The following is a 24,006-nucleotide window of genomic DNA, read 5'->3' as shown; positions in this document are numbered from 1 at the left end:
GTTGCGGCAAAAAGATTTAATTTGCAGCACTACCCGTTTTTGTCAAAATCCAGATTTCCATGTTCAGACATTTTCTTTTTCTTGCTTCCGTATTACTGTTTTCAGGCTGCCAGACAGCAAAGGTTTCAGACAAAAGTTATACTTCACCGAATATTACCGTTCAGAAAGTCAGGGAAAACGTATACCGGCATACCACTTTTCTTCAGACGGAAAGCTTCGGAAAGGTTTCCTGTAATGGAATGGTTGTTTTTGACAGGAATGAGGCTGTGATATTTGATACACCTGTGAATGACAGCATGTCGGCAGAACTTATAAAATGGGTGGACGACAGTCTGAAATGCAAGGTCATTGCCATTATTCCAACGCATTTTCATGCAGATTGCCTTGGCGGACTGAATGCATTCCACGAGCGCGGAATTCCCTCCTACGCTTCCAACCTGACGATAAAAGCAGCCAAACTGAAAAACTATGCCGTTCCGCAAAACGGTTTTGACAATATACTGAAAATCAAAGCAGGCCATAAAAAAGTAATTGCCGCATTCTACGGCGAAGGCCATACCCGCGATAACATCATCGGTTATTTTCCTGACGAGAAGGTCATGTTCGGAGGATGCCTGATTAAAGAAATGAACGCAACAAAAGGCAACCTGGAAGACGCCAATGTAAATGACTGGTCGGAAACGGTGACTAAAATCAAGGCAGAATATCCGGACGCAGAGGTTGTTATTCCCGGACACGGCGAGTCGGGCAGTACCGCGCTGCTGGATTATACCATAAAGCTTTTTCAGCAAAACTGACAAACCGTGATTCTTCTTCTTATTTGAAAGCGGAATACTGATACAACCGAACTGGGCAGTAAATACGGTTTACAAAAGTGCATTGATTGAAATTCGCAAATATCGGATTGATATATACAAACCACAGACCCGTATTTTAATCACCTTTGCCTAATCAAAAAAACGTTTGAAATAATGGAAAAGAAAATAGCACTTGTAACCGGCGGAAGTCGCGGTTTGGGAAAAAACATGGCACTCAAGCTGGCCGAAAAAGGGATTGATGTCATTCTTACTTATTACAGTAAAGAGGAAGAAGCACTGCATGTGGTTGAGCAGATTGAACAGGCCGGGCAAAAGGCAGCCGCGCTGCAGCTGAATGCGGGTGATGTAAAAAGCTTTGGTGCCTTTTTCGAAAGGCTCGGAGAAGTCCTGAAAACCAAGTTCAATACCGAACGTTTTGATTTCCTGGTCAATAACGGCGGAATGGGCGGCAATGCACTGATTGAAAATGTTACCGAAGAACTGTTTGATGAATTACTGAACGTGCATTTCAAAGGGGTATATTTCCTGACGCAAAAAGCGCTTCCTGTACTGAACGACGGCGGCGGGATTATCAATGTTTCGTCCGGTCTGGCGCGTTTCAGCATGCCGGGATCTTCTGCTTATGCTTCCATGAAAGGCGCTGTGGAAGTATTTACAAGATATCTGGCCGCGGAACTCGGACCCAGAAAAATCAAGGCCAATGTCATTGCACCGGGTGCGATTGAAACGGACTTTTCAGGCGGCCGGGTTCGGGACAATGCGGAAATTAACAAACATATCAGCCATATTACTGCGCTTGGACGTGTTGGCCTGCCGGATGACATCGGCGGTGTGGTCGCATTTTTATGTACCGAAGATGCCCGCTGGATCAATGCGCAGCGTATAGAAATCTCCGGCGGAATGAATCTTTGAAACAACCGGATTTTGAATGGCCATGCAAAGCGTTTAAATTTGATTTTTGCAAAAAAGAAATGATCGGCAATTCATCCATCGAGGACTTTTATCAGAAAGCCACCGCCAAACTTCCCGAAGGGATCACGAGGGAAATCGGGCATTTCAATATTTTTGAAACGGAAAAGCTTTTTGAACAGAACAGCGGAGCGCGCATGATGCCGTACAGCCGCCGGGCCTATTACAAAATCAGTCTGATCAAGGGAAAAAACCGGGCAGAATACGCCGATAAAGTCATTGATATTCACGAAAGTGCCTTGCTTTTTGCCACGCCCCGGATTCCATATCACTGGCTGCCTCAGGACGATAACCAGTCGGGGTTCTTTTGCATTTTTACTGCGGATTTTCTGGCAAAAAACAAAGCCGGGATTGTACTGGACGATCTGCCGATTTTTCAGCCCGGCGAATTACCTATTTTCCAGCTAACGCAGGAAGAAACGGACGAACTCGAGTATATATTCCGGAAGATGTACAAAGAAATGGGCACGGACTATGTTTACAAATACGACCTGATTCGCAATCTGGTCATGGAACTGATCCATTACGGCCAGAAACTTCAGCCCGCTTCGGCGCTGCATGTGGCCCAGAGTGCCTCCGACCGTATTTCTTCGCTGTTCATTGAACTGCTGGAACGTCAGTTTCCGCTGGAATCTCCGCAGCAAAGATTGAACCTGCGTACGGCGAAAGATTATGCCGATACCCTGGCGGTTCATGTAAATCATCTGAACAAGGTATTAAAGGAAACATTTGGCCGTACCACGACAGAAATTATCCGTACGAGAGTCATTCAGGAAGCCAAGATTTTACTTAAACAGACGGACTGGAACATTTCGGAAATTTCTTTCACATTGGGGTTTGACGATCTGGCGCATTTTTCCAATTCTTTCAAAAAGCAGACATCTTTTACGCCACTTGCATTCCGTTCATAAATTTTCAATTACCAAACAAAAAGGATCGCTGCTATGGCGATCCTTTTTGTCTGGCTTTTTCAAAACCGGAATCTATTACAAATTCAGACCGGTTTCCGGTTTGTCATGGTCAATATCCTCAATATCGACTTCGGTTTTCCGTACCGTATCCCTGATTACTTCCTTTCGCTCTCCTACTTCCTTCCGGATGGAAACTTCTTCAACAACGGTAGCAATTTTGCTTACAACCGGCACTTCCCGGGTTTCGATCAGCTCTGCTTTTCCATCTTTGAAAGTTTCAAAATCATCAACAGTTGCCGGGCGGTCCACTGCTTCACGCGTAACGTGCACCTGTTCTTCGCGGAGCGTTATGCTTTCGCTTACAGGCGTTTCAATGATTTTGCTTGTAACGGCCACACCGCCAGTTTCCACTTCTGTTTTGCCCACATTCAGTTCCTCTTCAATAATCGGGATTTTAACAGGGTCTGCATTATTGCGGCCTGCATAAAACTGTGTGTCATCAAAATGCTGGTGATTGTAAAAACCTTCCGGATGGCGGTCGTACAACGCAGTACCCGCTGCCGCAAGTCCAAGTCCGGTCAGCGTATTCCGTATCTCTGATTCCAGTGCCGGAGTGATTTTTCCCTTTTCGTATTCAGGGAGTGCATAAAGATGCTGTGCTTCGGATGAAGGTAAAATCACTTCGCGGTCATTTTCCTGCAATGTCACCAGCCCAATCGGGACAAGTACTTTTCTGGAGTTCAGATTCAGGTCATTTTCATCCAGATCCACAACGATGTAGCGGACTTTGCGGCTTGTTACATCAAAAATCAGTTCATCCACTTCACCCAGATCTTCACCGGTTGCGTTTTTCACTTCCCAGCCTTTGATATCCGGCTGTCCGTCTACAATCTCGAAATCGCTGCCGCCCAGTTCCTGCAGGCGGTTTTCTTCATTATAATCATCATTTATGGCCATTGTCAAATCCTTTTAGAGTTAAAATGTTAGAATCAAATCTTACTTCTGCGCCCTTGCAACAATATCCACTCTTCGGTTCATTTGTCTGCCTTCCGGCGTTGCGTTGCTTGCAACCGGATCGGATTGTCCTTTGGAATAAACAGCAATGTTATCCGCGTTGATATTTGCATTTTCAACAAGCCACTGTTTCACAGCTTCCGCGCGCAATTTGCCCAGTTCCTTGTTCAGGCCGGCCGTTCCGGTGGAATCGGTTCTTCCGTAAACAGCCAGAGAAGCTTCTTTGTAACGCTTGTTTACGGAAGCGGCGATTTGTTTCAGCTGATACTGCGCACTTGCCTGCAATGCCGTATCGCCGACGTTGAACAAAATGTTTTCGCCAAGTCCGTAGATCGTATAATCCTTGTTTCCCCGCACCGAAATCGTGGTATCTGTAATTTCTTCGTAAGAAGTTTCAGAGGCATTCCAGTCAACATTGTCCCAGGCAGCCAGAGCGGAAGTGTCCGTTGCAGTGCTGTCGTTGCCGATGGATACGCTCTTGTCGTTGCTGTTGCTGCGGAAGTAAAAGATCAGGGCCACAACAAGTACCGCAAGGATTAACCAAATCAGCCATGGATTGTTCTTTTTGGGTTGGACGTCTAATTCAGCCATTTTTCCTATTTTTTTATTTAAAACATGCATGCAGTTTCTCTGCCTGAAGGATATGGCTCTAAAAATGATGCCAGGCCGGATTCTGTAAAATACAGCAATCAGAATCAGCAGGAAAACAGCAGAAACAGGCCTGCTTTACGCTGTTTTGGGGAATTCGGATTGCGGAGCGGTCCCGATCGTATACAGGTTCCACGGGTTCGGAAACCAGCATCATGCCTATACTTTTCATGTAAACTTCCGGCCGGCTGCTCATGAAAATATGCCGGTTATCTCCGCCAATCTCTTCATGATTTTACGCGAAAGCAAATACCTTCTAAAATATTTACTACAATTTGTTAGGCAGACGATATCTATTATAAGTGAAATAATACGTCAATTCTGACAAAATAATTAATGTTAGTTTTAAACATGACGCAGGTCATGTTTTCAGGACGGCGCCCCGTCTAATTTTGTTTCATCAAATTACAAACGAGTAACACACTGATTCACACATAACTCTAACACGCAGCATTTTAATCCGGGTAACCCATTTCATGTTTTCAGGCTTTCCCGGCTGAATGGCTCCGTCAGCTGAATCAATTTTTCAACAAACAGACTTAGTTCAACCTATTACAAATATTCAGGAAAATGCTAGCACCAGTTCAAGCTTTCGATTTCAGAGAAGAGCCTTCATCGCTTAACAACAACATCTCCTTTATGAGAGAAAGTGAAGCTTCCTATTACGGCTCGGACGGATACCTGCACTTTGCACAACCGGGAAGAAACTGGATATCGCAAAGTCACAAATTATCGTTGAGCCCGTGGGTTCAGGTGATGGCCTTTGCTGCAACGACAAGCGACACGCTGGCACCGGACGGTTCCGGCACTGCCTGCAAAATAACTGAAGAAATCAAAACCGGCGAACACAGGATTTCACGCATTGTTCCCGTTCCGCAGGGACAGCCGGTTACGGTAAGTATGTACCTTAAAGCAGGATCGCGAAGCAAAATACAGTTCAGCTTTTCAGATTCCACTTCTTTTACCGGAGGCAACCCGACTGTAAAACTTGATCTTGCCAATGGTACTTTTATAGCGGCCAGTTCCAATCTGATCAGTTACAAGGCGGTTAACAGCGGCAACGGCTGGTGGAGACTTCAGTTAACGGCCGTTCCTGACCTTGGTTCGGTATCCGGCTTTCATGTTTACATTCTGAATGACAGCAGTATGGCAAGCTATGCAGGTGTTACCGGAAAATACATCTATGCCTGGGGCGCACAAATGGAGCCGGGAATTAACATGACTGCCTACACGCCGACTGCCGAAAACCCTTACATGGGCCTGCGGTACAATTACAGGCTGTCCAATGCAGCCCCGTTACTGGCAGGAGCACTGATAGAACCGGAAAGTACCAACCTGATCCCTTATTCTCAAAAGCTGGAAGGTACGCCGTGGCGCAAACAAGCTGCAAGTACACCGCTTTCGACTGTGAAATCTCCGGACGGTGAAACTTTTGGCTACAAAATAAAGGAGAGCACGGCAAGCAGTACAACCCATTATATTGTGCCCAATCCGACAATCAGCACAGAGGCGGGAAATACATATACACTCAGTGCATTTTTTAAAGCCGCCGAACGCACCTGGGTTTATTTCAATGTAAGCGGACTTACGATCCATTTTGACATAGCAAACGGAATTGTAGGAAACAAAAGCAGCATTTTTATCGGATCGGCAGTAGAGAATGCAGGAAATGGCTGGTTCCGCTGTGCTGCCACTTTCATCGCATCTTCCTCCAATACCTCGACGGTAATCGGTTGTGAAATCAGCAACGGCAAGCAATCCTACACCGGTGACGGTACAAGCGGTGTGCTGATCTGGGGAATCCAGCTGGAAAAAGCCGTTGCAATGACAAGTTATATCCGTACCAATGCCACTCCCGTTACCAGAAAAGCGGACATAGTAACCTTGAACAGGCCGGGTTCCAGCAGTGCATCGGACGTTTTTACACAAAGAACCGATGGTGGAAACTGGATCAAACAGACAAGTACCAACTATCAGATTGAACAATCGGAAAACGAAATCCAGATCATCAATTTTTATGATTCCAGTATGATCAACTCGGAGCATGAGGATATTGCCGTTAACTTGTTCCCCGAGCAGTTTGTTTCTGTTGGAAACGCGGGCACCATCCTGAGCATGTTCGACAAATCCTATATGACACAGACTGCGAACAAGGAATGGTCTCTTCAGAAAGCAATGAATAAAACGTCTCCGCTGTACCGCGCAGTAGTAAATGCAGGAGAAGTCTGGTCCGGAGACTATACCAATAAATACCGCGAACGTTCCGAGTTTTACATGAAAGGCGCACAAATGCCTTATGATCAGGATGTATGGCTTTCATTCGCAATCAAAATCGAACCGGGGGAAGCACTTACCCTGGAACCGTCCGACTTCTGTTACCTCGGCCAGTTTCATGCCAGCGAAGATGAAGGCGATATCAGTTCACCGCCGGTGCTGGGTTTCAGGCTGGAAGGACTTGACACTTTCAAAGCTTTTACCTGCTCCACAACGGTAACACCGCATACGGTAAGTCCGAAATCCTTTCTGAGAGGCACGAGCCAGTTTACGCGCGGAATCTGGCACAAAAACGTCATGCGCATCCGTTTCTCGCCAACCAACGGTCAGTTTCAATGGTGGAAAGACGGCGTGGAGCTGGTGAATATTTCCAACATCGGAATCGGTTATCCGGATGAAACCGGCCCATACTGGAAGTTTGGCATTTACCGGTCGCCAATGCCTCAGACGGTTGCCGTGGAATATGCAAATATGGAAGTACAGTTTAATACTTCGCTCGAATCCAGGATTACCAATCCTTTACTGATTGTATAACCACATCGATTTCAAAGCAGCTGCTGCCAATCGGCTGAAAGCATTCAGTAAAATAAGGAATTAATAAAAACAAATTTCACAGCAGTTATTCCAAACCAGTTCAGGACATTTACTTATCATAAAATGGACATCAAACGCAGAAATTTTCTTCAGGTTGTTTCACTTGGCCTGAGTACCCTTGCAACCGGATTCAAAATGCCTGAAAACGAGACGGCAGGCTCTTATACAAAATCATTGTCCATAGAAATGCCCTGCAAAAACGGCAGCTACGAATTTCATGTGGACGGTGTTAAACAAATCGTCAATCTCGTCAACAAGCAGGGAAAACTTAAAACGCCTGCGCATTCCTGCGAGATCCGGTACATGGCCGAAGACGGCTTTACGCCATTGACTGTACATATTGAACAGGATGCTTCGCAACTGCGCCTTTTCCCGGGTTCACGCGGAATCGCCGCCCCGCAACCCCTGGCTTAGCAGCAACCTAAGGCTTTCATTATCTTACTATTTTACTCCACGTTATGGCTCACGGCTGTTTGTTCCATCAAACGGCTGTGGGCTTTTTAGTTTCTGAACGGATAGAATTACAGTGCAGCCGGAAGCTAAATCTGCAATCCGGGTTTTTAAAAGGAAGAATAAGTGTTTATTTTACAGGATTGAAGCCCGTATTCAGACCTTATGAAATCCTTGATCAAAAACAACAGTTTATTTCATTCCATCAATCCGCAGACGATCCTATTTTTCTTTCATAACTTTTTTATCAATGTCGGCACAACGCTCGTTTACGTTTCTGCCAATGTCCTGTTGCTTGAAAACCATCCTGAATATTCGCTACCGATTGCTTACATAGCTGCTGCGCTTGCCGTAATGGCCGCCGGAAAAGTCTATGAACATTTCGAACACAGGCTTTTGCTCAAAAGGCTGAGCCTGGGCACCATGCTTTCGTCCTTACTGATGGTGGTTACCGTAATGGCGCTGCTGCTCGTCGGGCACGGCGTTGCCACGGCCATTGCCATTATGGTCGGTTACCGCATTATCTATTTACTTATCAATCTGGAATTCTGGGGATTGTCGGCGCTGGTTTTTGACGTGAGGCAAAGCAAACGGTTGTTCAGCGTGATCGGTTCGGGCGATATGCCGGCCAAGGCACTCGGCGCCGTGCTTGCCGTTCTGATTCATTCACCGTCGGTACTGATGATTTTACTGATCATTTCACTGGTCTTTTTTGCCCTGGCATTTTACACGCAGGTGCTCACCTTCCGGTTTACCGAAATCCCGAACCCGCATCATGCCCGGCCGCGACAGACATCGGCATCGGATTCCAGGATTATTCGTAAATATTTCGGGGGCAACAAGCTGATTACATCCTTATGTCTGGGCATGGCGGCCATGGCGGCGACGGCAACATGGATCGAGTACCATTTTTTTGTCAATGTAAAATACAAGTTTCACAGCCAGCATGACGTCATTGTCTTCGTGGGGTCTTTGCTTACGGCCACGTATGTGATTGCGACCTTGGTAAAAATGCTGTTTTCAGGAAAAACGGTCGAACGTTTCGGGGTGCGGCTTACGCTCTTTTTACTGCCGCTCACGACTATTGCCATTTCGCTCGGACTGCTGGTTTCATCTTATTTCCGGAAAGATGAGCCGTCCTTGCTGGTGTATTACTGCATTGCCTATTTATTGTTTGAGCTCGTCAGAAGAACCATCTTCGATCCGGTTTTCCTGGTTCTTTTTCAGCCTTTATCCACCAAAACCCGCCTGAAAGGTCATACGCTTGCCAAAGGGTTGTTTGAGCCGCTCGGAATGCTGATCGCCGGATTGCTGCTATGGATTGTCTATACACAACAGCTCAGCGACATCAGCCTTACTTTTGACCTGTCACTGCTTTTTGCCGTCGTGGCGCTTTTTATTTTCCGCAAGGCATACCGCCATTATATGCTCGAACTGAAAAGTGCGATCAGCAAGCGGTTTATCAGGAGCGGTGAAATGGCTTCCTCGGCGGAGGCGCTGCCATTTATAACGGAAAACCTCGCAAGTCAGCGTAAGGAAGAAGTGATCAATGCGATCGAATGGCTGGCGGTAAACAAGGTTTCCGTATTCAGTAAAAATGTTGATTCTTTGCTCGGAAATCCCAATGCGGAAGTCAGGCTGAAAACCTTGCAGTCACTGGCCGCATTGAAAAAACCCGAACTTTCGAAAGCATTTCTGGCCTATATTGAAACAGAACCGGAGTCCGCATGCCAGACACTTGCCGTCCGCATTGCATGCTCGGCGTCCCGGCTTTCTGATGAAAAACTGGCTTATTTTCTTTCGCACGAAGACTTGGATATTGTAAAAGGTGCTATTCTGGGTTGTTGGGAAGCAGGACAGGCATTGCCCTTGATCCATGGCACGCTGCGCAGGCTTTTTGCTTCCGGAAACGAAAAATCACAGCTTACCGCGCTGGACTGCATTCAGACAACCGGTCTGGATTCTTATGAAAACAGCCTAAGAGACTGTCTGGATAAAGGTTCGGAAAAAGTGAAAAATGCCGCCATGGAAGTGGCCGCTACGTATGGTTCCGCAAAATTGATTCAGGAACTGAAACCGCTTCTTGCCGAAAACCTGAACAAACCGACTTTAACCGCACTGATCCGATCCGGCAATTCCGGCATCCGCATTGTTCAGGACTGGCTGCACCGGGATGTTACCGGAAAACGGATCGATACTTTTGTAAAAGCAGCCGAGAAAAACAAAAACGACTTCGTTTTCCGGACGCTTTTTGAACTCGTTACAAACATTTACAACAGCAAACCTGCTGTAAATTCCGATTCCGCTGTTAATGTACAAGCAGCCGATACCTTTATTCATCTGTCTGCACTGAAAGCACTTACGGGTTACAAGCCAAGCGATGCATACAGAACATCCCTTGCTGAATTTGTTGAAAAAGAACTGATCCATGCTTCCGTTTTACTGAACGGAATGGACGAAAGCGGCGAAAACAAAGTCTGGAACGATGCGCTGGAGTATGAACTTGAAAAAACGGGCCAGCGGCTGTTCTATCTTTTTATGATGCAGTATGACAAGGATGCCGTACAAAATGCGTGGAACGGCATCAGGCATGCATCCCGCGAAAAACGGGCCAACTCGCTGGAAATGATTGAAAGTCTGATTCCGCGCATGCTTTATCCTTCGTTGCATGCCTTGTTTGAAGACATTTCCATCCTGAAAAAGCGGGAAGCTTTGCGGCAGTATACGGCCGATCCGGATGCCGGAATGCCTGTTGTTCCTTATATTTTAACACGCAGGGAAAAGCTTTTTACACCCTGGACCATTGCACTGGCCATCCAGAACTGTGTTCCGGATGATGAAAACAGCAGGCTTCTGCAGGCATTAATCAATCATCCTTCCCGGCTTGTACGCGATGCGGCCAGACATAGAATTACACAACTGTCACAAACGGAAAATCCGGTTTTTACAATTACTGAAAGCATGAAACACGAAGAAGCAGCCCGGCAAATTTCTGAAATGGAAAGGGTTATAGTCCTGAAAAACACGCGTATTTTTTCCCAGACCCCGGAAAACGTGCTCGGTTCCATCGCTCCGATCATGAAAGAAGTAACGTACAGCGAAGGCCAGGAAATATTTGCTAAAGGGGATCTCGGCGATTCCATGTACGTGATTTATACCGGGCAGATCGGCGTTTATGACGGGTCCAGACAGCTTGCCTTGTTTGACAAAGGTGAAATCTTCGGTGAACTTTCATTGCTGGATGCCGAACCGCGCTCGGCTACAATCGTTGCCGAGACGGACGCACTGGTTTTCCGGATTGATCAGGAAGATTTTTTTGAACTGATGGAAGAACGGGATGAAATTCTGCGCAATGTGCTGCGGATACTTTGCCAGCGGATCCGAGTGCAGAACGAAAAAATGCGTGTGTCGTGATTTTTTTGTGAAATGTCAGATGTGAAAAGTGAAATGTCAGATGTGAATTGATCAGATTGATTTGATCAGGTTTTGCAGATGGATTGCTTTTTTCGGGGCACGTTGTCGCGTTGCTGACTGGGTCCAGTAATGGTGTGCGGTCAGGAATTTCACCTGAATCTGATTCCAGCTTTCGTGATCGGCAACGATTTGGCGGACTTTCAGTTCCTGGAACAAGGTTTCTGCAATGGGTTCAAAATCATCGCGCCCGAGGTAATCCAGATCGGCATCGCAGATGATTTGTTCAAGATGATTCTGAGGGTTCTGCGGAATTTTGGTGGCCATGATCATTCCGCAGACCGATGCAATTTCTGCTTCCGTAAACCTGAAATCCGGCAATATTTCCCGGACAATCCGGCAGCCTTCCTCTTCATGGTTCTGATAGGTGTTCATAAAGCCGCAGTCGTGATACAATGCTGCGGTACGGAGCAGTTTGATGGATTGCTCGTCTGTAATTCCCTCCTGCCCGGCCAGGTTCAGGGCGGCCTGCGTTACGTCTTCCACATGATGCAGGCCATGATAATAAAGCGTTTCCGACAGCCTTAACCCCAGCTGGCCGATGATGTATTCCTCTGCTTTTTCAACGTTCATAACTATTCCAGCACTTCATATATTTTAACAGGATTCGCCTTGTTTTTCAGATTTACTTCACCGACCAGATTGCAATTAAATGCTTCTTTAATCAGCAGATATGCAGATTCCGGCACTACGACCTGCCCGGGCGAAGCAATGGATTGCAGCCGTTGAGCTACGTTCACGGCATCACCGATTACCGTATAGTCCAGCCTTTTCAGCGCAGCCGAACCGATGTTGCCGGAAACCATTTCACCCGAATTGATGCCGATTGAAACTTTGGGGTAATAACCGGATTGATTCGAAAGTTCTTCTCTGAAGCCATTGATGTGATTTCTGACGGCCAGCGAAGACTCTACGGCACGGTCCAGATGGTAATCGCCGCGAAACACGGCCATCACGGCATCGCCCATAAACTTGTCCACCAATCCGCCCTGCGCAATGATTTCCTTCACCATCACATCAAAATACTTGTTGATCATTTTGACCACACGGTCCGCAGGCTCATTTTCAGAAATGGAAGTAAAGCCGCACAAGTCCATGAATACGACCGTAGCTTCAATGTTCTCGCTCGTCATGAGCGATTGCTCAAAAGCATCCTGCGTCATAAACTGCAGTACCGAAGCATCCACATACATGCGCAGGATGTCGTTTTCACGTACCGCCTTAATGGTTTCTTTCAGCTGCGCCACATATTTCAAGGTCTTTTCCATGGTCACTCCCAGGTCTTTGAAATCAATGGGCTTGGTCACAAAATCAAATGCGCCCCGGTTCATGGCAGTGCGGATATTATCCATATCGCCGTAAGCCGACACAATGACCGATTTCAGGATCGGGCTGATTTCGCCCAGCCGGACCAGCAGCGTAAGTCCGTCCATTTCAGGCATATTGATGTCGCTGAGCACCATGTCAACATCCGGATTTTCGTTCAGCGCCTGCAATGCTTTCAAGCCGTTTTCTGCAAACACAAACTCGTATTCCTGTTCTCGGATCTGTCTCCGGAACTTCTGCTTGATCAGTAACTGCAGATCGGTCTCATCGTCCACAACCAGAATTTTCGCTTTCATAGGGTATTGAGCAATTTGACCTTTAATTCATTAAAATTCACCGGCTTGGACAGGAAATCATCCGCACCGAAATGCATAGCCTGATCGTGGTTGCCGCTGTCGCCGTATGCCGTGATCATCATCACTTTAGGCGGCGCGGCGGGATGATCCTTGCGGATGCATTTCAGCAGTTCGATACCGCTCATGCCCGGCATATTGATATCGGACAAAATCATGACCACGCCGGAAGGATTGTTCCCGAGAAACCGTAAAGCTTCTTCTCCCGAAAAGGCAAAGGAAAATTCAAACTGACCGCTGCGGATTTCCTTTCTGAACTTTTGCTCAAAAAGCGATTTCACATCTTCTTCATCGTCAACTACAAGTATTTTCATATCAATCGTTAGTGCTTTTCCCAGCTGTTCAAAACCGTTTTTCAGCTGATCGGAAGCGTTATTCTGAATTCTGTTTTTTCCCCCTCGACCGTATCCACATCCAAAACACCGCCATGTCCGGCCGTGACGATATCGTAACTCATGGAAAGCCCCAGGCCCGTTCCCTGTCCGGTTGGTTTTGTGGTAAAAAACGGCTGAAAAATTTTAGTCTTTATATGTTCGGGAATTCCTGTTCCATTGTCCGTGATCCGGATATAGATTTTACCGTCAAATTTTTTGGTGCTGATTTTCACTTCGGGCTTGTAATCCTGCCGGCTTCCGGATGCTGCGAGCCGGCGCTTTTTCTCGGCAACGGCGTAAAACGCATTGGTAAAAAGATTAAGGAAAACCCGGCCCAGATCCTGCGGCATCACATTTGCCTTTCCGATAGCTGCATCGAAATCCGTAACCAGCGCGGCATTGAATTCCTTGTCCTTCGCACGCAGCCCATGATAGGCAAGCCGCATATATTCGTCGGCAAGCGCATTGATATCCACGGGTTCCTTTTCGCCGGACGATGCCCTGGAATGCTGAAGCATTCCTTTTACAATCGAATCCGCCCGTTTGCCGTGGTGCGTAATTTTCTGCTGGTTCTGGCTGAGGTCCGAGATAATGCCTTTTATGTAATCCTTGTCATTTTCCGGCATTGTTATCTTGTCAATTTCCTCTTCCAGTTCCTGACAAAGTTCAACGGATACTTCTGAAAAGTTATTGACAAAGTTCAGCGGGTTCTGGATTTCGTGTGCAATTCCGGCGGTAAGCTCGCCCAAAGATGCCATTTTCTCACTTTGTATCAGCTGGTTTTGTGTCGATCTCAGTTCCTGAATTGTCTTCTGCAGTTCCTCTTTCTGCTTGGTCAGTTCGATGGTCCGTTCATTAACAAGGTATTCAAGCGACTGTTTCTGTGCGTTGCTTGCCTGTTCTTCCCGCAACCGCTCTTCCCGCTCCTTGGCAAGGATACGCTGCTGTTTTCTGGCATAGAACCAGATAACGAAACAAAGGATAAAGGCAGCCGAAATAGCGACTTCGAATATGTAATCGATTCTGTCATAGGAAGCCGGGAAAAGAACTTTCACCAGATCCCGCAGCACGGAAATGGCAATGAACGGAATAAATGACTGAATAACGGTTCGCAGCGACTGAAATTCTTCGTTCCTGTAAAGATATACCAGCAGGGAAACGGTATAAATATGCCAGAACCAGTCAAACCAGGACCTTTCGTCAAATACATAATACAAACCAATCAGCGCAATGGAAATTCCTCTGGCGTATATCAGGATCTGATCCTGTTTCGGAAAATGCGTTTTGGTTTGTAACGAAGAACGAACGTACTGGATCAGGAAAATGGAAACTAGAAAATACTCCATGCAGGTTTTAAATTGCTTTTTGTTCTTTTATAACGCAGTGTCAATTTCAAAGCAAAGTAATTATTTTCATTGACATGCACTTGTCAACACGTTCAAATAACCGGAGTAATTGATCCGTACGACGGTAAAATGATGGTCATGAACCTGTTATTTTCATTCCGGTACTGTATTTCTACAAATGCTTTTCAAATAATTACATGCAAAATTTTAATCATATTCTAACAAAATAAAACGTGCCGCGGTAACAGGCATAGGTAAGTCAAATAGTCTGTTTAACGGTTACATTCTTATTGCGGAATACGCAATTACTTCTTCAAATTATAAAGTGGTCACCAGCAGTTGGAATACAGTTAGCTTTCAGCTTATTCAAACTATTTCATGCGCGTTGACCCCAAATATTATGGCACTCACCACAGCGATTTTAGAGGTTTACGGGAATGTAATACCTTTCGGAAAAATTAAAAAACAAGGTTGATTATGATTCTGGAAGACCTTTTGAAATGCGATTGCAATCCGGATAATTTTCAGAATTTTTTAACTCCGTAAACGCACTGAAAACCAGTTAATATTTTTTAAGTACTGCGGCATTTGCCTGAACAACTCCTCTATTACCAAATGAAAAAGCTTTTTAATACTTTTATGTACGCTGCTTCGGCAGGATTGATTTTCGCCTTTGTTCTTAAAATAAGCATTCGTATAGGCCATATCGGTATGACGGCGCAGCGCAAGGGATTTGTTATCATGCTTTGTCTGGACGTCTTTGTGCTGGCCATGATCATGATATACAGCGATTATCATAAAATTGTCGGTGAACGTGATCTGATTGAAGAATTCAAAAAATTAAGAAACAGAAAGTTCCACAAGAGCGCCCTAAAAGAAATAGAAGAAACAGCTTTTGAAAGCTGTAATTAAGCGTACCCGCAGATGTTCCGATCAGGCTGTTATGCCGGCTTATTCAGCTTTGACGGTTCATCTGCACCTTTTTATATTTACTTGATTACAGCCTGAACAGCCGGATTTTTATAAATCGTTTCAGTTGCCCCGTATAAAATTCCAGTCAGATTTCCTGCTTTCTCTTTTCAGTCCGGCCATTTATATTTTCCTGAATTCCGGCCCGATTGACCCCATAATTCAGCCTGCTCACCACAGTAATTTCATGAATAGCAGGCACACCAGATATCTTTGCACAAGTCAATTTATTAGCTGATTAATAACATTAATAACTTCAATTCATTTGCATGCAAATGAATTAAAAGACCAAACCGAATTCTGATTTCAAACCCAACTCTATCATTTTAATTAAACCAAAATCGAGTATGATGACCTATGAAGCTGCATTGCAAATAGTATGTGAACGTACTTACGGCCAATACGATCCGCATAAAAATTATGACATTCAATATCACATAGAAGCCGCCCGGTTATTTAACAGTGAAGTTATTTATGCCGACCGGAAAAGGATCATTGAAATGTATTCGAAGAGTGTATCTGTCAATGAAGGTTTTTCTTTCAGTTTCCAGCCTGATCCCGAATTCATCATCAATTTACCGTTACCGGCATGACCCTGGAAGAAAATAAAGCATTGTACGAAGTCAGCTTTCCGATCTGCGGTTTGGGAAACCGAATGTCGGAGCAACTTGAAAGGCCGCTGAGCTATTCCGGTTACGGATTGCCGTCCCTTATTTTTATGTTTAAACTTTGGTATAAAACCAATGAAGGCTGTGGTTTCTGGACAAGTATTTACGATTTGTACCTCAACAATCACACGATTTCAGAAGAACAGATCATGAAAGTATTTATTGAATACAACATTGTGCCGTTCAGTTTTTCCCGGGCATAAAATGCATTTGATACTTTGCTGATGCGGATCTGTTTCAGGTCCATTGAAAGCCGTTTAAACCGTAACTGATTTGTATAAAAGCAAAGAGGTTGCGGTTTTTCTGTTTACGGAAAACCGGACGGTACCAACAAAAAAAGATTTCAGCCCGACCTTTGCCGGGCTGAAATCTCTGCAATGAAAATGATCCGAGCGAAACTTTTTTCCAGCTCCGTTATGACTTGTTTTTCTGGTCTTCGATTGCTTTCAGCAACTTTTCGTAAGGCGCATTGAACTTGTCAATTCCTTCCTTTTCAAGTTGCTGTGCAATTGCTTCCAGATCAATACCTGCATTTTTTACCTTTTCAAGCAATTCGGTAGCTTGTTCAAGACCGGGTTCAAGGTTGTTTGCAGCCACGCCGTGATCGCGGAAAGCTTCGATGGTTTCCAGAGGCGCCGTGTCCACTGTATTCGGGCCGATCAGCGCCTCCAGATATTTGGTATCCTTGAATGCCGGATTTTTGCTGCTGGTGCTGGCCCATAACAGACGTTGCGGCTTGGCTCCTTTTTCTGCAAGTTTGTTCCAGCGCTCGCTGCTGAAAACGCGTTGGTAAATCTCGTATGCCTTCTTGGCGAGCGCAATGGCCACTTCTCCTTTCAGATCGCCCAGTCCTTTTTCATCCAGCAAAGGATCAACAAGCACATCGATACGGCTCATAAAAAAGCTTGCGACCGAAGATATCTGGCTGATGTCACCGCCCGCATTAAGCCTGTCTTCCAGCCCCGAAATGTACGCATCCGTTACCGCTTCGTAGCGTTCGAGCCCGAAAAGCAGCGTAACATTAATGTTCAGACCTTCTGCAATGGCCCTGCGGATCGCTGGCAGTCCGGGCAGCGTTCCGGGAATCTTGATCATGACATTTTTGCGGTCTACTTTTTCCCAGAGGTCCAGAGCCTGATCGATCGTTCCCTGCGTGTCCAGTGCCAGAAACGGAGAAACTTCCAGACTTACATAACCGTCTGCACCGACGACTTCTTCATTATAGACTTTGTCAAAGAAATCGGCAGCCTGTTGTATATCGTCGATTGCGAGCGCAAAGAAAATTTCTTCATTTGTTTTATCGCCGGTTGCCAGTTTTGCAATATCGTTATCATAATCGGAACTGCTCGAAATTGCCTTTTCAAAAATAGCCGGATTAGAAGTTATGCCGCGGATTCCATCCTCATCAATCAGTTTTTGCAGCTTTCCGGACCGCATCAGTTCGCGGTCAATGAAATCGAGCCAGATACTCTGACCGTGATCATGGATTTGTTTAACCTTGTTAGTTGTCATATTTCAATTCAATTAAATTGTAAACTCGGTTTTAATGTTTTTCTAAACAAGTCTGAATATAGCCAGTAATACGCTGAAATACCGGATTTACTGCTTTTTCAGGTATTTTAATAAAAATATTTTAAAGTCGGTCCAGCTGTTTGTCAATTTCAAGCGCTGCGCTGATGAGTGCAAGATGCGTAAATGCCTGTGGAAAATTGCCAAGGTGTTCTGCTTTATAACTGATTTGCTCGCTGAAAAGTCCCAGATGGTTCGCATATCCGTTCATTTTTTCGAAACTGTCCAGTGCTTTGCTCACCTGACCGCTTTTTGCAAGCGATTCGATCAGCCAGAACGAACACATGTTAAACGTGCCTTCCTCGCCTTCAAGCCCGTCGAAAGACTCCTTACCGTTTCGGTAACGGTACAGCAATACGTCCAGGCCAAGTTCCTTTTCCACTACTTTCATCGTTGAGAGCCAGCGCGGTTCATGCGGCGAAATAAAGTGCATAAGCGACATCAGCAATACGCTGGCATCCACATGGCCGGCGCCTTTGTACTGCACCCACGCCCCTACTTCCTCATTCCAGAAATTATGGTAAATGTCCAGGTAAATTTCATCCCTGATTTCGTTCCATTGCTGTTTCGGGTACGGAAACGACCGGAATTCCGCGATTTTGATGGCGCGGTCCATCGCAACCCAGCACATCAGCCGACTGTGCAGAAATTCCTTTTCCACATTCCTGATTTCCCAGATTCCGTGATCCGGTTTCCGCCAGCTTGCAATCACGATCTCGATCTGTTCCGCGATGGTTTCCCAGAATTCGTAAGTAACGGCCGAATACTGTTTGTTATAGATGTATATGGTATCGATCAGCTCACCATAAATATCCAGCTGCAGCTGGTTTTGCGCGGCATTGCCGATCCTGACCGGCTTAGAGTTTTTGTATCCTGAGAAGTGGCTCAGTTCCTCTTCTGCCAGCTCATGTGTTCCGTCAATGGAATACATCAGGTACAATTTATCATCCTGGCAGCGGGCATGGATCCATTTGAGAAATGCCGTGGCTTCACTGGTGTAGCCAAGCCGCAGAAATGCGTACATGGTGAATGCAGCGTCCCGGATCCAGGTATAGCGGTAATCCCAGTTGCGTTCTCCGCCCAGCGTTTCGGGCAAGCCAAAAGTCGCAGCTGCCACCGTGGAACCGTGTTCCGAAGAAGTCAGCAGTTTCAGCGTAATGGCAGAACGATTTACGGCTTCGTTCCAGCGGCCTTTGTAGGTGGATTGGGACGACCACTTTCGCCAGTATCCGATGGTTTCCTTGTACGTGTAATTTTTGTAATATTCAACTGGATTCGTTTCCTCGATATGCTGATGCCCGCATTCCAGCACCAGATAAACGGTTTCAGACTGATTAAGTGTAAATTCCGCATAACCGCTGTTGTCCACAACCTGCAAAGGCACATCGGCAAGCAGGCGCATGACCGTTTTCTGATCATTCTGTACTTTGAAAAACACTTCGTTTTCACCGGCTTCGCAAGTATGGTTCGAACGGGCATAATCGAACGCAGGCGCGCACTTCACCTTGTACGTGATACTTCCGCGTACCGTTTTAACTTGCCTGACAATGGCATTGGACTTGATCGCGTGTCCTTTTTGCACCGGCATGTAATCGGTAAGTTCTGCAATTCCCTCTTCGGAAAAGAACCGCGTAAGCAATACGGCCGTGCCGGGCAGATAAAGCTGTTTTGTATTGTAATCCTGCAGATGCGGTGTCACCGAAAAGCTCCCGCCTTTTCGGGAATCAAGCAACTTTGCAAATACAGTCGGAGAATCAAAGGTCGGGTAAGACATAAAATCAATCGAACCGTTCATCGAAATCAATGCGACCGTTTTCATGTTTCCGATCAATCCGTAATCTTCAATCCGGTTGTACTCGTGGTTAATATTATCCTGCATTACGTACTGATTTGATATAGGTTTCTGACTGATGCGTATTGATCAGAATTCAGAAAATAACCAGGCCAGCATGGGAAACAATGCCTGTAATAATCCGAATTATGGACTGAAAACCGGTGTTACGCCATGGCAATGTTCCGGTTCACGGATGCATTGTCATGGCGTAATAGCTGTAAAATATCCCCCCGGCCTGCAACCGGACCGGACGAAACGGCTGATTTCAAAATAGCTTTTTTCACATATTCACAAAAACGGCTGCATCCTACTACTTTGATTATTTACAGAAGTATTTCTGCTAAAATTTCAATAAGTTATTTCTATTCATTGTTGTCAGCGGATGTGAATAGTTGTATAGTTCAATTTCCAGCTAAATGGAAATTCCGGCTTTCACATGAAAGAGCTATTTCGCTTCATAAACAAAATTACATTGTAGTGTTCCAGGGAAAATTTCGGATTTCGGAAATGATGCACCTTGGATTTCACCTCAATTTTCCGGATTTCAAACCCTCATAAATGGTCATTTTACCCCGTAGTTACAGGTCATCATCCCAATAATATATACCGATTATTATTCTGGTTTTATCTTTCAGCCATCAATAAGTAATACTAGCAACGCTCATATTCCTCTAACAGTAATTCAGTCAAAAATCAGTATGTATCAGCATTATCAAATTTCCTCTTTTCTCCTTACTCATCCTCAATATTTCGATGTCACCAGCCCGAGCTGTGATGGCATCGGGCTTGAAGCGAATTTATCTTTTTCAATATAATCACTCCCTCTATTCTATCAATTATGAAAGAAGATTACTTCTTTACTGACAAGCTCGCACGCTTTTATGCACGGGTCTGGCCATTGATTTTGTTAATTGGCCTGATCGTCAGTGTTCAGTCGCATGCACTGAACTTTGTACGGGAAATCGATTTCTTTTCCCGTCCATTCAAACACTTTGTAGACAGCCGGTTAGCTGCTGTACGGTCATCGGAAAAATTGAATTCCGAACATGGCCTTACACGCAATCAGGTAAGGTCCAAAGGGATCAATGCGCGGTTACTGACCGTAGCGGATCCGGCCCCGGAATTCAAGGTGAATTTCCAGGATGCAGCCACGGTAACGCCTGATGGCTGGCTGAAAGATTACGGACAGCCTTTCGGGCCGAGAACCGGCACAAGCCAGGGAAGCGGCCTGGAATACGGCTGGCGCAAGGTGGCAGACGGCACACCGGTGGACTTGTCGGTAGGCGGAACATCGAACCTTGGAAACGGCCGTAAACGCACGAAGCCTGCAGATAACATTTTGCTGGCTACCCTGATGCACATGCAGGCCAATACCATTCCGAGCACTACTTCTTTCAACGGTACGAGAGTCGAAGGCTATTGGGAAATGAAAGTTCCTAACGGGTCCTACGACGTTACTGTTTCTGCCGGAGACGGCGATGTAGGCACGGTTCCAGAAAGCCATACGCTTAACGTAGAAGGCGTTAACGCATTTTCCAACTTCGTGCCAAGCGGTGCGGCTGGCGCTTCAACCCGGTTCAAATCCGCCAAGGTACGGGCAACTGTTACAGACGGTTTCCTGACAATCAACGCCACCGGCGGAACAAATACAAAAATCAATACGGCGATCATTACGCCGGTTCCGGCCAATACGGCACCTGTTGCCGCTGCCGCTGTTTCAAATCAAACGGCCAAAGCGGATTCTGCTTTTTCTTTCACGGTCCCTGCCGGCACTTTCACAGATGCGGACGGAGACAAGCTGACACTTTCAGCCTCGTTGAGCGATGGCACTTCGCTTCCTGAATGGCTTACATTTAATGCGACAAGCAACACGTTCAGCGGTACGCCGGCAACTGCGGCCACTTACAGCATCAAACTCACCGCTACGGACGGACAGGCTTCTGCCAGCTCGGAATTTACGCTAACTGTAAACCCGGCTTCCGCCCCAACTAATGCGACACCCGTTGTTGCTGCAATCGGCAATAAAACAGCCAAGCTGGATTCTGCATTTTCTTTCGCGGTTCCTGCCGGTACGTTCACGGATGCGGACGGAGATGTGCTGACTGTTTCAGCTTCTTTAAGCAATGGCGCTTCGCTTCCTGAATGGCTTACATTTGACCAGTCGAACAACACGTTCAGCGGTACGCCGGCAGCTGAGGCCACTTACAGCATCAGACTTACTGCTACGGACGGAAAAGCTTCGGCTTTTACTGATTTTGATTTAAATGTAATTTCCGGAACTGCTGCTCCGGTCAATACGGCACCGGTTGCGTCCGCTGCGATTGAGGACCAGTCCGCCAAAACCGGTACTGCATTTTCTTTTGCCGTTCCTGCCGGTACTTTTACGGATAAAGAGGGCGACAAACTGACACTGTCTGCTTCACTGAGCGGCGGCACTGCCTTGCCCCAGTGGCTTTCATTTGATAACACAAGCAATACTTTCAGCGGCACGCCTGAAACAGCAGCTGCTTACAGGATTATTGTAACGGCTACGGACGGCAACCTTTCCGCAAGCACAGAATTCAACCTTACGGTAACGACAGCCGTCTCACCGATCGTGGTGGCTTGCCCGCCGATCAGTACTTTGCCCTGCGACCAGGTTGCAGTGGCTTTGCCGTTTACGCTCAACTTTGATGGTACCGAAGGCGGTCTTGCTGATAAAAACAAAACCGGAACCGGTTTCACCATGGTGGATGCTTACTCAGGCGCCCGTCAGGCTACCGACAATGAGGCTACTTTCTCAAACATCATTGGTTACGAACCTTCCAAACTGACTGTGGCAAATGGCATCCTTAGTGTTCTGACCAACAAGGGAATTGCACATTTAACCAACAACAATCAGATCAATGCGCTGGGAGCAGGCATTACTGCAAGCGGCAAAATCACGCTCGAAACAACGCTTATCAATCCTTACAACGGCGTTAATTCCGAACAGGGCGGTATATGGCTTGGTCTGAATGACAAAACGTATCTGAAACTGGTTGCTGTCGGCAACAAAATAGAATTGCGCAGGGAACTGAATGACGTAAGTGCTGATGTTTCCGACCGCAAGATTACTGCTGCCATCACCGGGCTTAACACAAGGACAGTACGTCTTCGGATGGTTGTAGATTTGATCAACAACAAACTGGAAGGCTTCTACTCCACCAACGGCACTACATATGTGAATGTAGGCGGTACTTCAGCAGCTGCCGGCCTGAATATTGCTGATCTGGCACTTTCGGGCAAAACCGTTTACGCAGGAATTTTTGCCACGCATCGCAATGGCACTGAACCTGTCACTTTCAATTTTGACAATTTCTCTGTTTCAAAAGAAGAACCTGCTGCTAACCAGGCACCTGTTTTTGCCAATGCATCCTACTCGTTCACGCATGGAGAAGAAACTGCAGTAGGCACAGCCATCGGTCAGGTTTCCGCAACGGATGCTGCCGGCCAGACGGTTCGTTACAGCATTACGGCCGGCAACCAGTCGTCCAAATTTGCGATTGATTCGGCAAGCGGCGCCATTACACTTGCCGCTGCACTGAACTACGCTACGGATTCGGTGTATGTACTGACCGTTCAGGCTACGGACAATGCTGTTCCGGCACTTTCTGCTACGGCACAAGTTACTGTTAAGGTAAATAAATTTACACCTGCCAACCAGGCACCTGTTTTTGCCAATGCATCTTACTCGTTCACGCATGGGGAAGAGATTGCAGTTGGCACGGGCATCGGCCAGGTTTCCGCAACGGACGCTGCCGGCCAGACGGTTCGTTACAGCATTACTGCCGGCAACCAGGCATCTAGATTCGCCATTGATTCCGAGAGCGGAGCCATTACACTTGCAGGTGCACTGAACTATGCTACGGACTCGGTGTATGTACTGACCGTTCAGGCTACAGACAATGCTACACCGGCACTTTCCTCTACGGCACAGGTTACGGTACATATCAATAAATTGCTTCCTATTAATCATGCACCGGTATTGGCCTTGTCAATTTCGGACCAGAGTGTTGTTGCAGGCTCGGCTTTCAGCTACAAGATGGCAGCAGGCACTTTCACGGATGAAGATTCAGATCCTTTAACTTATACGGCATCCCTGGAAGGCGGCTCGGCGCTGCCTTCGTGGCTGTCTTTTGATGCTGCTACGGTGACTTTCAGCGGCACGCCATCTGTGGCGGCGGCTTACCGCATCAAACTGACGGCAACGGACGGCAAGGCTTCTGCGGGCACGGTCTTTGGCCTTTCGGTCAGCGCGGCACCTGCGGCAGGCTGTCTGCCTCTGAGCTTTCTGCCCTGCGCACAGCTGACGGTAGCACTTCCGTTTGCCCTGACTTTCAGCGGGACGGAGAACGGGCTGGCAGACAAGGACGGCAAGGGCACCGGCTTTACGATGG

Annotated in this window: 18 protein-coding genes; 10 read left to right on the top strand and 8 right to left on the bottom strand. The window is 46.5% G+C overall.

Annotated features, from left to right (window positions below; genetic code table 11):
* Positions 1 to 59 precede the first annotated feature (59 nt).
* The 3 genes from bla to FEM33_RS23205 all read left to right on the top strand — a co-directional run bounded on the left by bla (position 60) and on the right by FEM33_RS23205 (position 2,698).
* Positions 60 to 797: a subclass B1 metallo-beta-lactamase gene (bla, locus tag FEM33_RS23215; RefSeq protein WP_139014368.1), complete on the top strand. Its 738-nt coding sequence runs from the start codon at positions 60 to 62 to the stop codon at positions 795 to 797.
* Between the two features lie 174 nt (positions 798 to 971).
* Positions 972 to 1,730, top strand: coding sequence for an SDR family NAD(P)-dependent oxidoreductase (locus FEM33_RS23210; RefSeq protein ID WP_139014367.1), 759 nt, complete (start codon positions 972 to 974; stop codon positions 1,728 to 1,730).
* A 59-nt stretch (positions 1,731 to 1,789) separates the two neighbouring features.
* A complete protein-coding gene (locus FEM33_RS23205) occupies positions 1,790 to 2,698 on the top strand; it encodes a helix-turn-helix domain-containing protein (RefSeq protein WP_139014366.1) in 909 nt (302 codons plus the stop codon).
* 75 nt (positions 2,699 to 2,773) lie between these two features.
* Here FEM33_RS23205 and FEM33_RS23200 read toward each other — a convergent pair whose 3' ends face one another.
* Positions 2,774 to 3,655 (bottom strand): DUF2382 domain-containing protein, encoded by an 882-nt coding sequence (locus FEM33_RS23200; protein WP_139014365.1) that lies wholly within the window; start codon positions 3,653 to 3,655, stop codon positions 2,774 to 2,776.
* Positions 3,656 to 3,694: 39 nt separating this feature from the next.
* Positions 3,695 to 4,303 carry an OmpA family protein gene (locus FEM33_RS23195; protein WP_139014364.1) on the bottom strand — a complete coding sequence of 203 codons (609 nt, stop codon included), beginning with the start codon at positions 4,301 to 4,303 and terminating at the stop codon, positions 3,695 to 3,697.
* Between the two features lie 627 nt (positions 4,304 to 4,930).
* On the opposite strand from FEM33_RS23195, the gene FEM33_RS23190 reads away from it, so the two are divergent.
* The 3 genes from FEM33_RS23190 (at position 4,931) to FEM33_RS23180 (ending at position 11,092) form a co-directional block, all read left to right on the top strand.
* The gene (locus tag FEM33_RS23190; protein ID WP_139014363.1) at positions 4,931 to 7,168 is read left to right on the top strand and encodes a phage head spike fiber domain-containing protein; all 2,238 of its coding nucleotides are present in this window, start codon (positions 4,931 to 4,933) and stop codon (positions 7,166 to 7,168) included.
* 123 nt (positions 7,169 to 7,291) lie between these two features.
* Entirely contained in the window at positions 7,292 to 7,642 is a 351-nt protein-coding gene (locus tag FEM33_RS23185) for a hypothetical protein (RefSeq protein ID WP_139014362.1), read from the top strand.
* Positions 7,643 to 7,843: 201 nt separating this feature from the next.
* Positions 7,844 to 11,092: a cyclic nucleotide-binding domain-containing protein gene (locus tag FEM33_RS23180; protein ID WP_139014361.1), complete on the top strand. Its 3,249-nt coding sequence runs from the start codon at positions 7,844 to 7,846 to the stop codon at positions 11,090 to 11,092.
* Between the two features lie 51 nt (positions 11,093 to 11,143).
* Here FEM33_RS23180 and FEM33_RS23175 read toward each other — a convergent pair whose 3' ends face one another.
* The 4 genes from FEM33_RS23175 to FEM33_RS23160 are packed head-to-tail and all read right to left on the bottom strand — an operon-like array spanning position 11,144 to position 14,548.
* Positions 11,144 to 11,722, bottom strand: a complete 579-nt coding sequence (locus FEM33_RS23175; protein ID WP_139014360.1) for an HD domain-containing protein — start codon at positions 11,720 to 11,722, stop codon at positions 11,144 to 11,146.
* 2 nt (positions 11,723 to 11,724) lie between these two features.
* Complete coding sequence (locus FEM33_RS23170) at positions 11,725 to 12,771, bottom strand: adenylate/guanylate cyclase domain-containing response regulator (protein WP_139014359.1); 1,047 nt, start codon at positions 12,769 to 12,771, stop codon at positions 11,725 to 11,727.
* Positions 12,768 to 13,142, bottom strand: coding sequence for a response regulator (locus FEM33_RS23165; protein ID WP_139014358.1), 375 nt, complete (start codon positions 13,140 to 13,142; stop codon positions 12,768 to 12,770). Before FEM33_RS23165 ends, FEM33_RS23170 begins: the two co-directional genes overlap by 4 nt.
* Before the next feature lie 41 nt (positions 13,143 to 13,183).
* The gene (locus tag FEM33_RS23160; RefSeq protein ID WP_139014357.1) at positions 13,184 to 14,548 is read right to left on the bottom strand and encodes an ATP-binding protein; all 1,365 of its coding nucleotides are present in this window, start codon (positions 14,546 to 14,548) and stop codon (positions 13,184 to 13,186) included.
* 615 nt (positions 14,549 to 15,163) lie between these two features.
* Here FEM33_RS23160 and FEM33_RS23155 point away from each other — a divergent pair.
* The 3 genes from FEM33_RS23155 (at position 15,164) to FEM33_RS23145 (ending at position 16,388) form a co-directional block, all read left to right on the top strand.
* Complete coding sequence (locus tag FEM33_RS23155) at positions 15,164 to 15,460, top strand: hypothetical protein (RefSeq protein ID WP_139014356.1); 297 nt, start codon at positions 15,164 to 15,166, stop codon at positions 15,458 to 15,460.
* Positions 15,461 to 15,864: 404 nt separating this feature from the next.
* On the top strand, positions 15,865 to 16,110 hold the full coding sequence (locus FEM33_RS23150; RefSeq protein WP_139014355.1) for a hypothetical protein: 246 nt from the start codon (positions 15,865 to 15,867) through the stop codon (positions 16,108 to 16,110).
* Entirely contained in the window at positions 16,107 to 16,388 is a 282-nt protein-coding gene (locus FEM33_RS23145) for a hypothetical protein (RefSeq protein WP_139014354.1), read from the top strand. The genes FEM33_RS23150 and FEM33_RS23145 overlap by 4 nt, the downstream gene beginning before the upstream one ends.
* 211 nt (positions 16,389 to 16,599) lie before the next feature.
* Here FEM33_RS23145 and tal read toward each other — a convergent pair whose 3' ends face one another.
* Together tal and FEM33_RS23135 are read right to left on the bottom strand one after the other, a co-directional pair.
* Positions 16,600 to 17,697: a transaldolase gene (gene tal, locus FEM33_RS23140; RefSeq protein WP_139014353.1), complete on the bottom strand. Its 1,098-nt coding sequence runs from the start codon at positions 17,695 to 17,697 to the stop codon at positions 16,600 to 16,602.
* Positions 17,698 to 17,818: 121 nt separating this feature from the next.
* Positions 17,819 to 19,633, bottom strand: a complete 1,815-nt coding sequence (locus tag FEM33_RS23135) for a glycoside hydrolase family 15 protein (RefSeq protein WP_139014352.1) — start codon at positions 19,631 to 19,633, stop codon at positions 17,819 to 17,821.
* 793 nt (positions 19,634 to 20,426) lie between these two features.
* On the opposite strand from FEM33_RS23135, the gene FEM33_RS23130 reads away from it, so the two are divergent.
* Positions 20,427 to 24,006, top strand: a 3,580-nt coding sequence (locus FEM33_RS23130; RefSeq protein ID WP_201747831.1) for a putative Ig domain-containing protein, incomplete at its 3' end; no start/stop codon positions are given.

The organism is Dyadobacter flavalbus, assembly GCF_006149045.1.
In the GTDB taxonomy this organism is placed as follows: domain Bacteria; phylum Bacteroidota; class Bacteroidia; order Cytophagales; family Spirosomataceae; genus Dyadobacter; species Dyadobacter flavalbus.
The sequence above is the reverse complement of the archived record's forward strand: the minus strand, read 5'-3'. Positions and strand labels throughout refer to the sequence as shown.

Excerpts from the sequence above, each read along its gene's own strand:
- FEM33_RS23185 (WP_139014362.1), top strand. The coding sequence starts at position 7,292 with ATGGACATCAAACGCAGAAATTTTCTTCAGGTTGTTTCACTTGGCCTG.
- FEM33_RS23200 (WP_139014365.1), bottom strand. The coding sequence starts at position 3,655 with ATGGCCATAAATGATGATTATAATGAAGAAAACCGCCTGCAGGAACTG.
- FEM33_RS23210 (WP_139014367.1), top strand. The coding sequence starts at position 972 with ATGGAAAAGAAAATAGCACTTGTAACCGGCGGAAGTCGCGGTTTGGGA.
- FEM33_RS23135 (WP_139014352.1), bottom strand. The coding sequence starts at position 19,633 with ATGCAGGATAATATTAACCACGAGTACAACCGGATTGAAGATTACGGA.
- FEM33_RS23165 (WP_139014358.1), bottom strand. The coding sequence starts at position 13,142 with ATGAAAATACTTGTAGTTGACGATGAAGAAGATGTGAAATCGCTTTTT.
- FEM33_RS23195 (WP_139014364.1), bottom strand. The coding sequence starts at position 4,303 with ATGGCTGAATTAGACGTCCAACCCAAAAAGAACAATCCATGGCTGATT.
- FEM33_RS23205 (WP_139014366.1), top strand. The coding sequence starts at position 1,790 with ATGATCGGCAATTCATCCATCGAGGACTTTTATCAGAAAGCCACCGCC.
- tal (WP_139014353.1), bottom strand. The coding sequence starts at position 17,697 with ATGACAACTAACAAGGTTAAACAAATCCATGATCACGGTCAGAGTATC.
- FEM33_RS23190 (WP_139014363.1), top strand. The coding sequence starts at position 4,931 with ATGCTAGCACCAGTTCAAGCTTTCGATTTCAGAGAAGAGCCTTCATCG.
- FEM33_RS23175 (WP_139014360.1), bottom strand. The coding sequence starts at position 11,722 with ATGAACGTTGAAAAAGCAGAGGAATACATCATCGGCCAGCTGGGGTTA.
- FEM33_RS23170 (WP_139014359.1), bottom strand. The coding sequence starts at position 12,771 with ATGAAAGCGAAAATTCTGGTTGTGGACGATGAGACCGATCTGCAGTTA.
- FEM33_RS23180 (WP_139014361.1), top strand. The coding sequence starts at position 7,844 with ATGAAATCCTTGATCAAAAACAACAGTTTATTTCATTCCATCAATCCG.
- bla (WP_139014368.1), top strand. The coding sequence starts at position 60 with ATGTTCAGACATTTTCTTTTTCTTGCTTCCGTATTACTGTTTTCAGGC.
- FEM33_RS23160 (WP_139014357.1), bottom strand. The coding sequence starts at position 14,548 with ATGGAGTATTTTCTAGTTTCCATTTTCCTGATCCAGTACGTTCGTTCT.
- FEM33_RS23145 (WP_139014354.1), top strand. The coding sequence starts at position 16,107 with ATGACCCTGGAAGAAAATAAAGCATTGTACGAAGTCAGCTTTCCGATC.
- FEM33_RS23155 (WP_139014356.1), top strand. The coding sequence starts at position 15,164 with ATGAAAAAGCTTTTTAATACTTTTATGTACGCTGCTTCGGCAGGATTG.
- FEM33_RS23150 (WP_139014355.1), top strand. The coding sequence starts at position 15,865 with ATGATGACCTATGAAGCTGCATTGCAAATAGTATGTGAACGTACTTAC.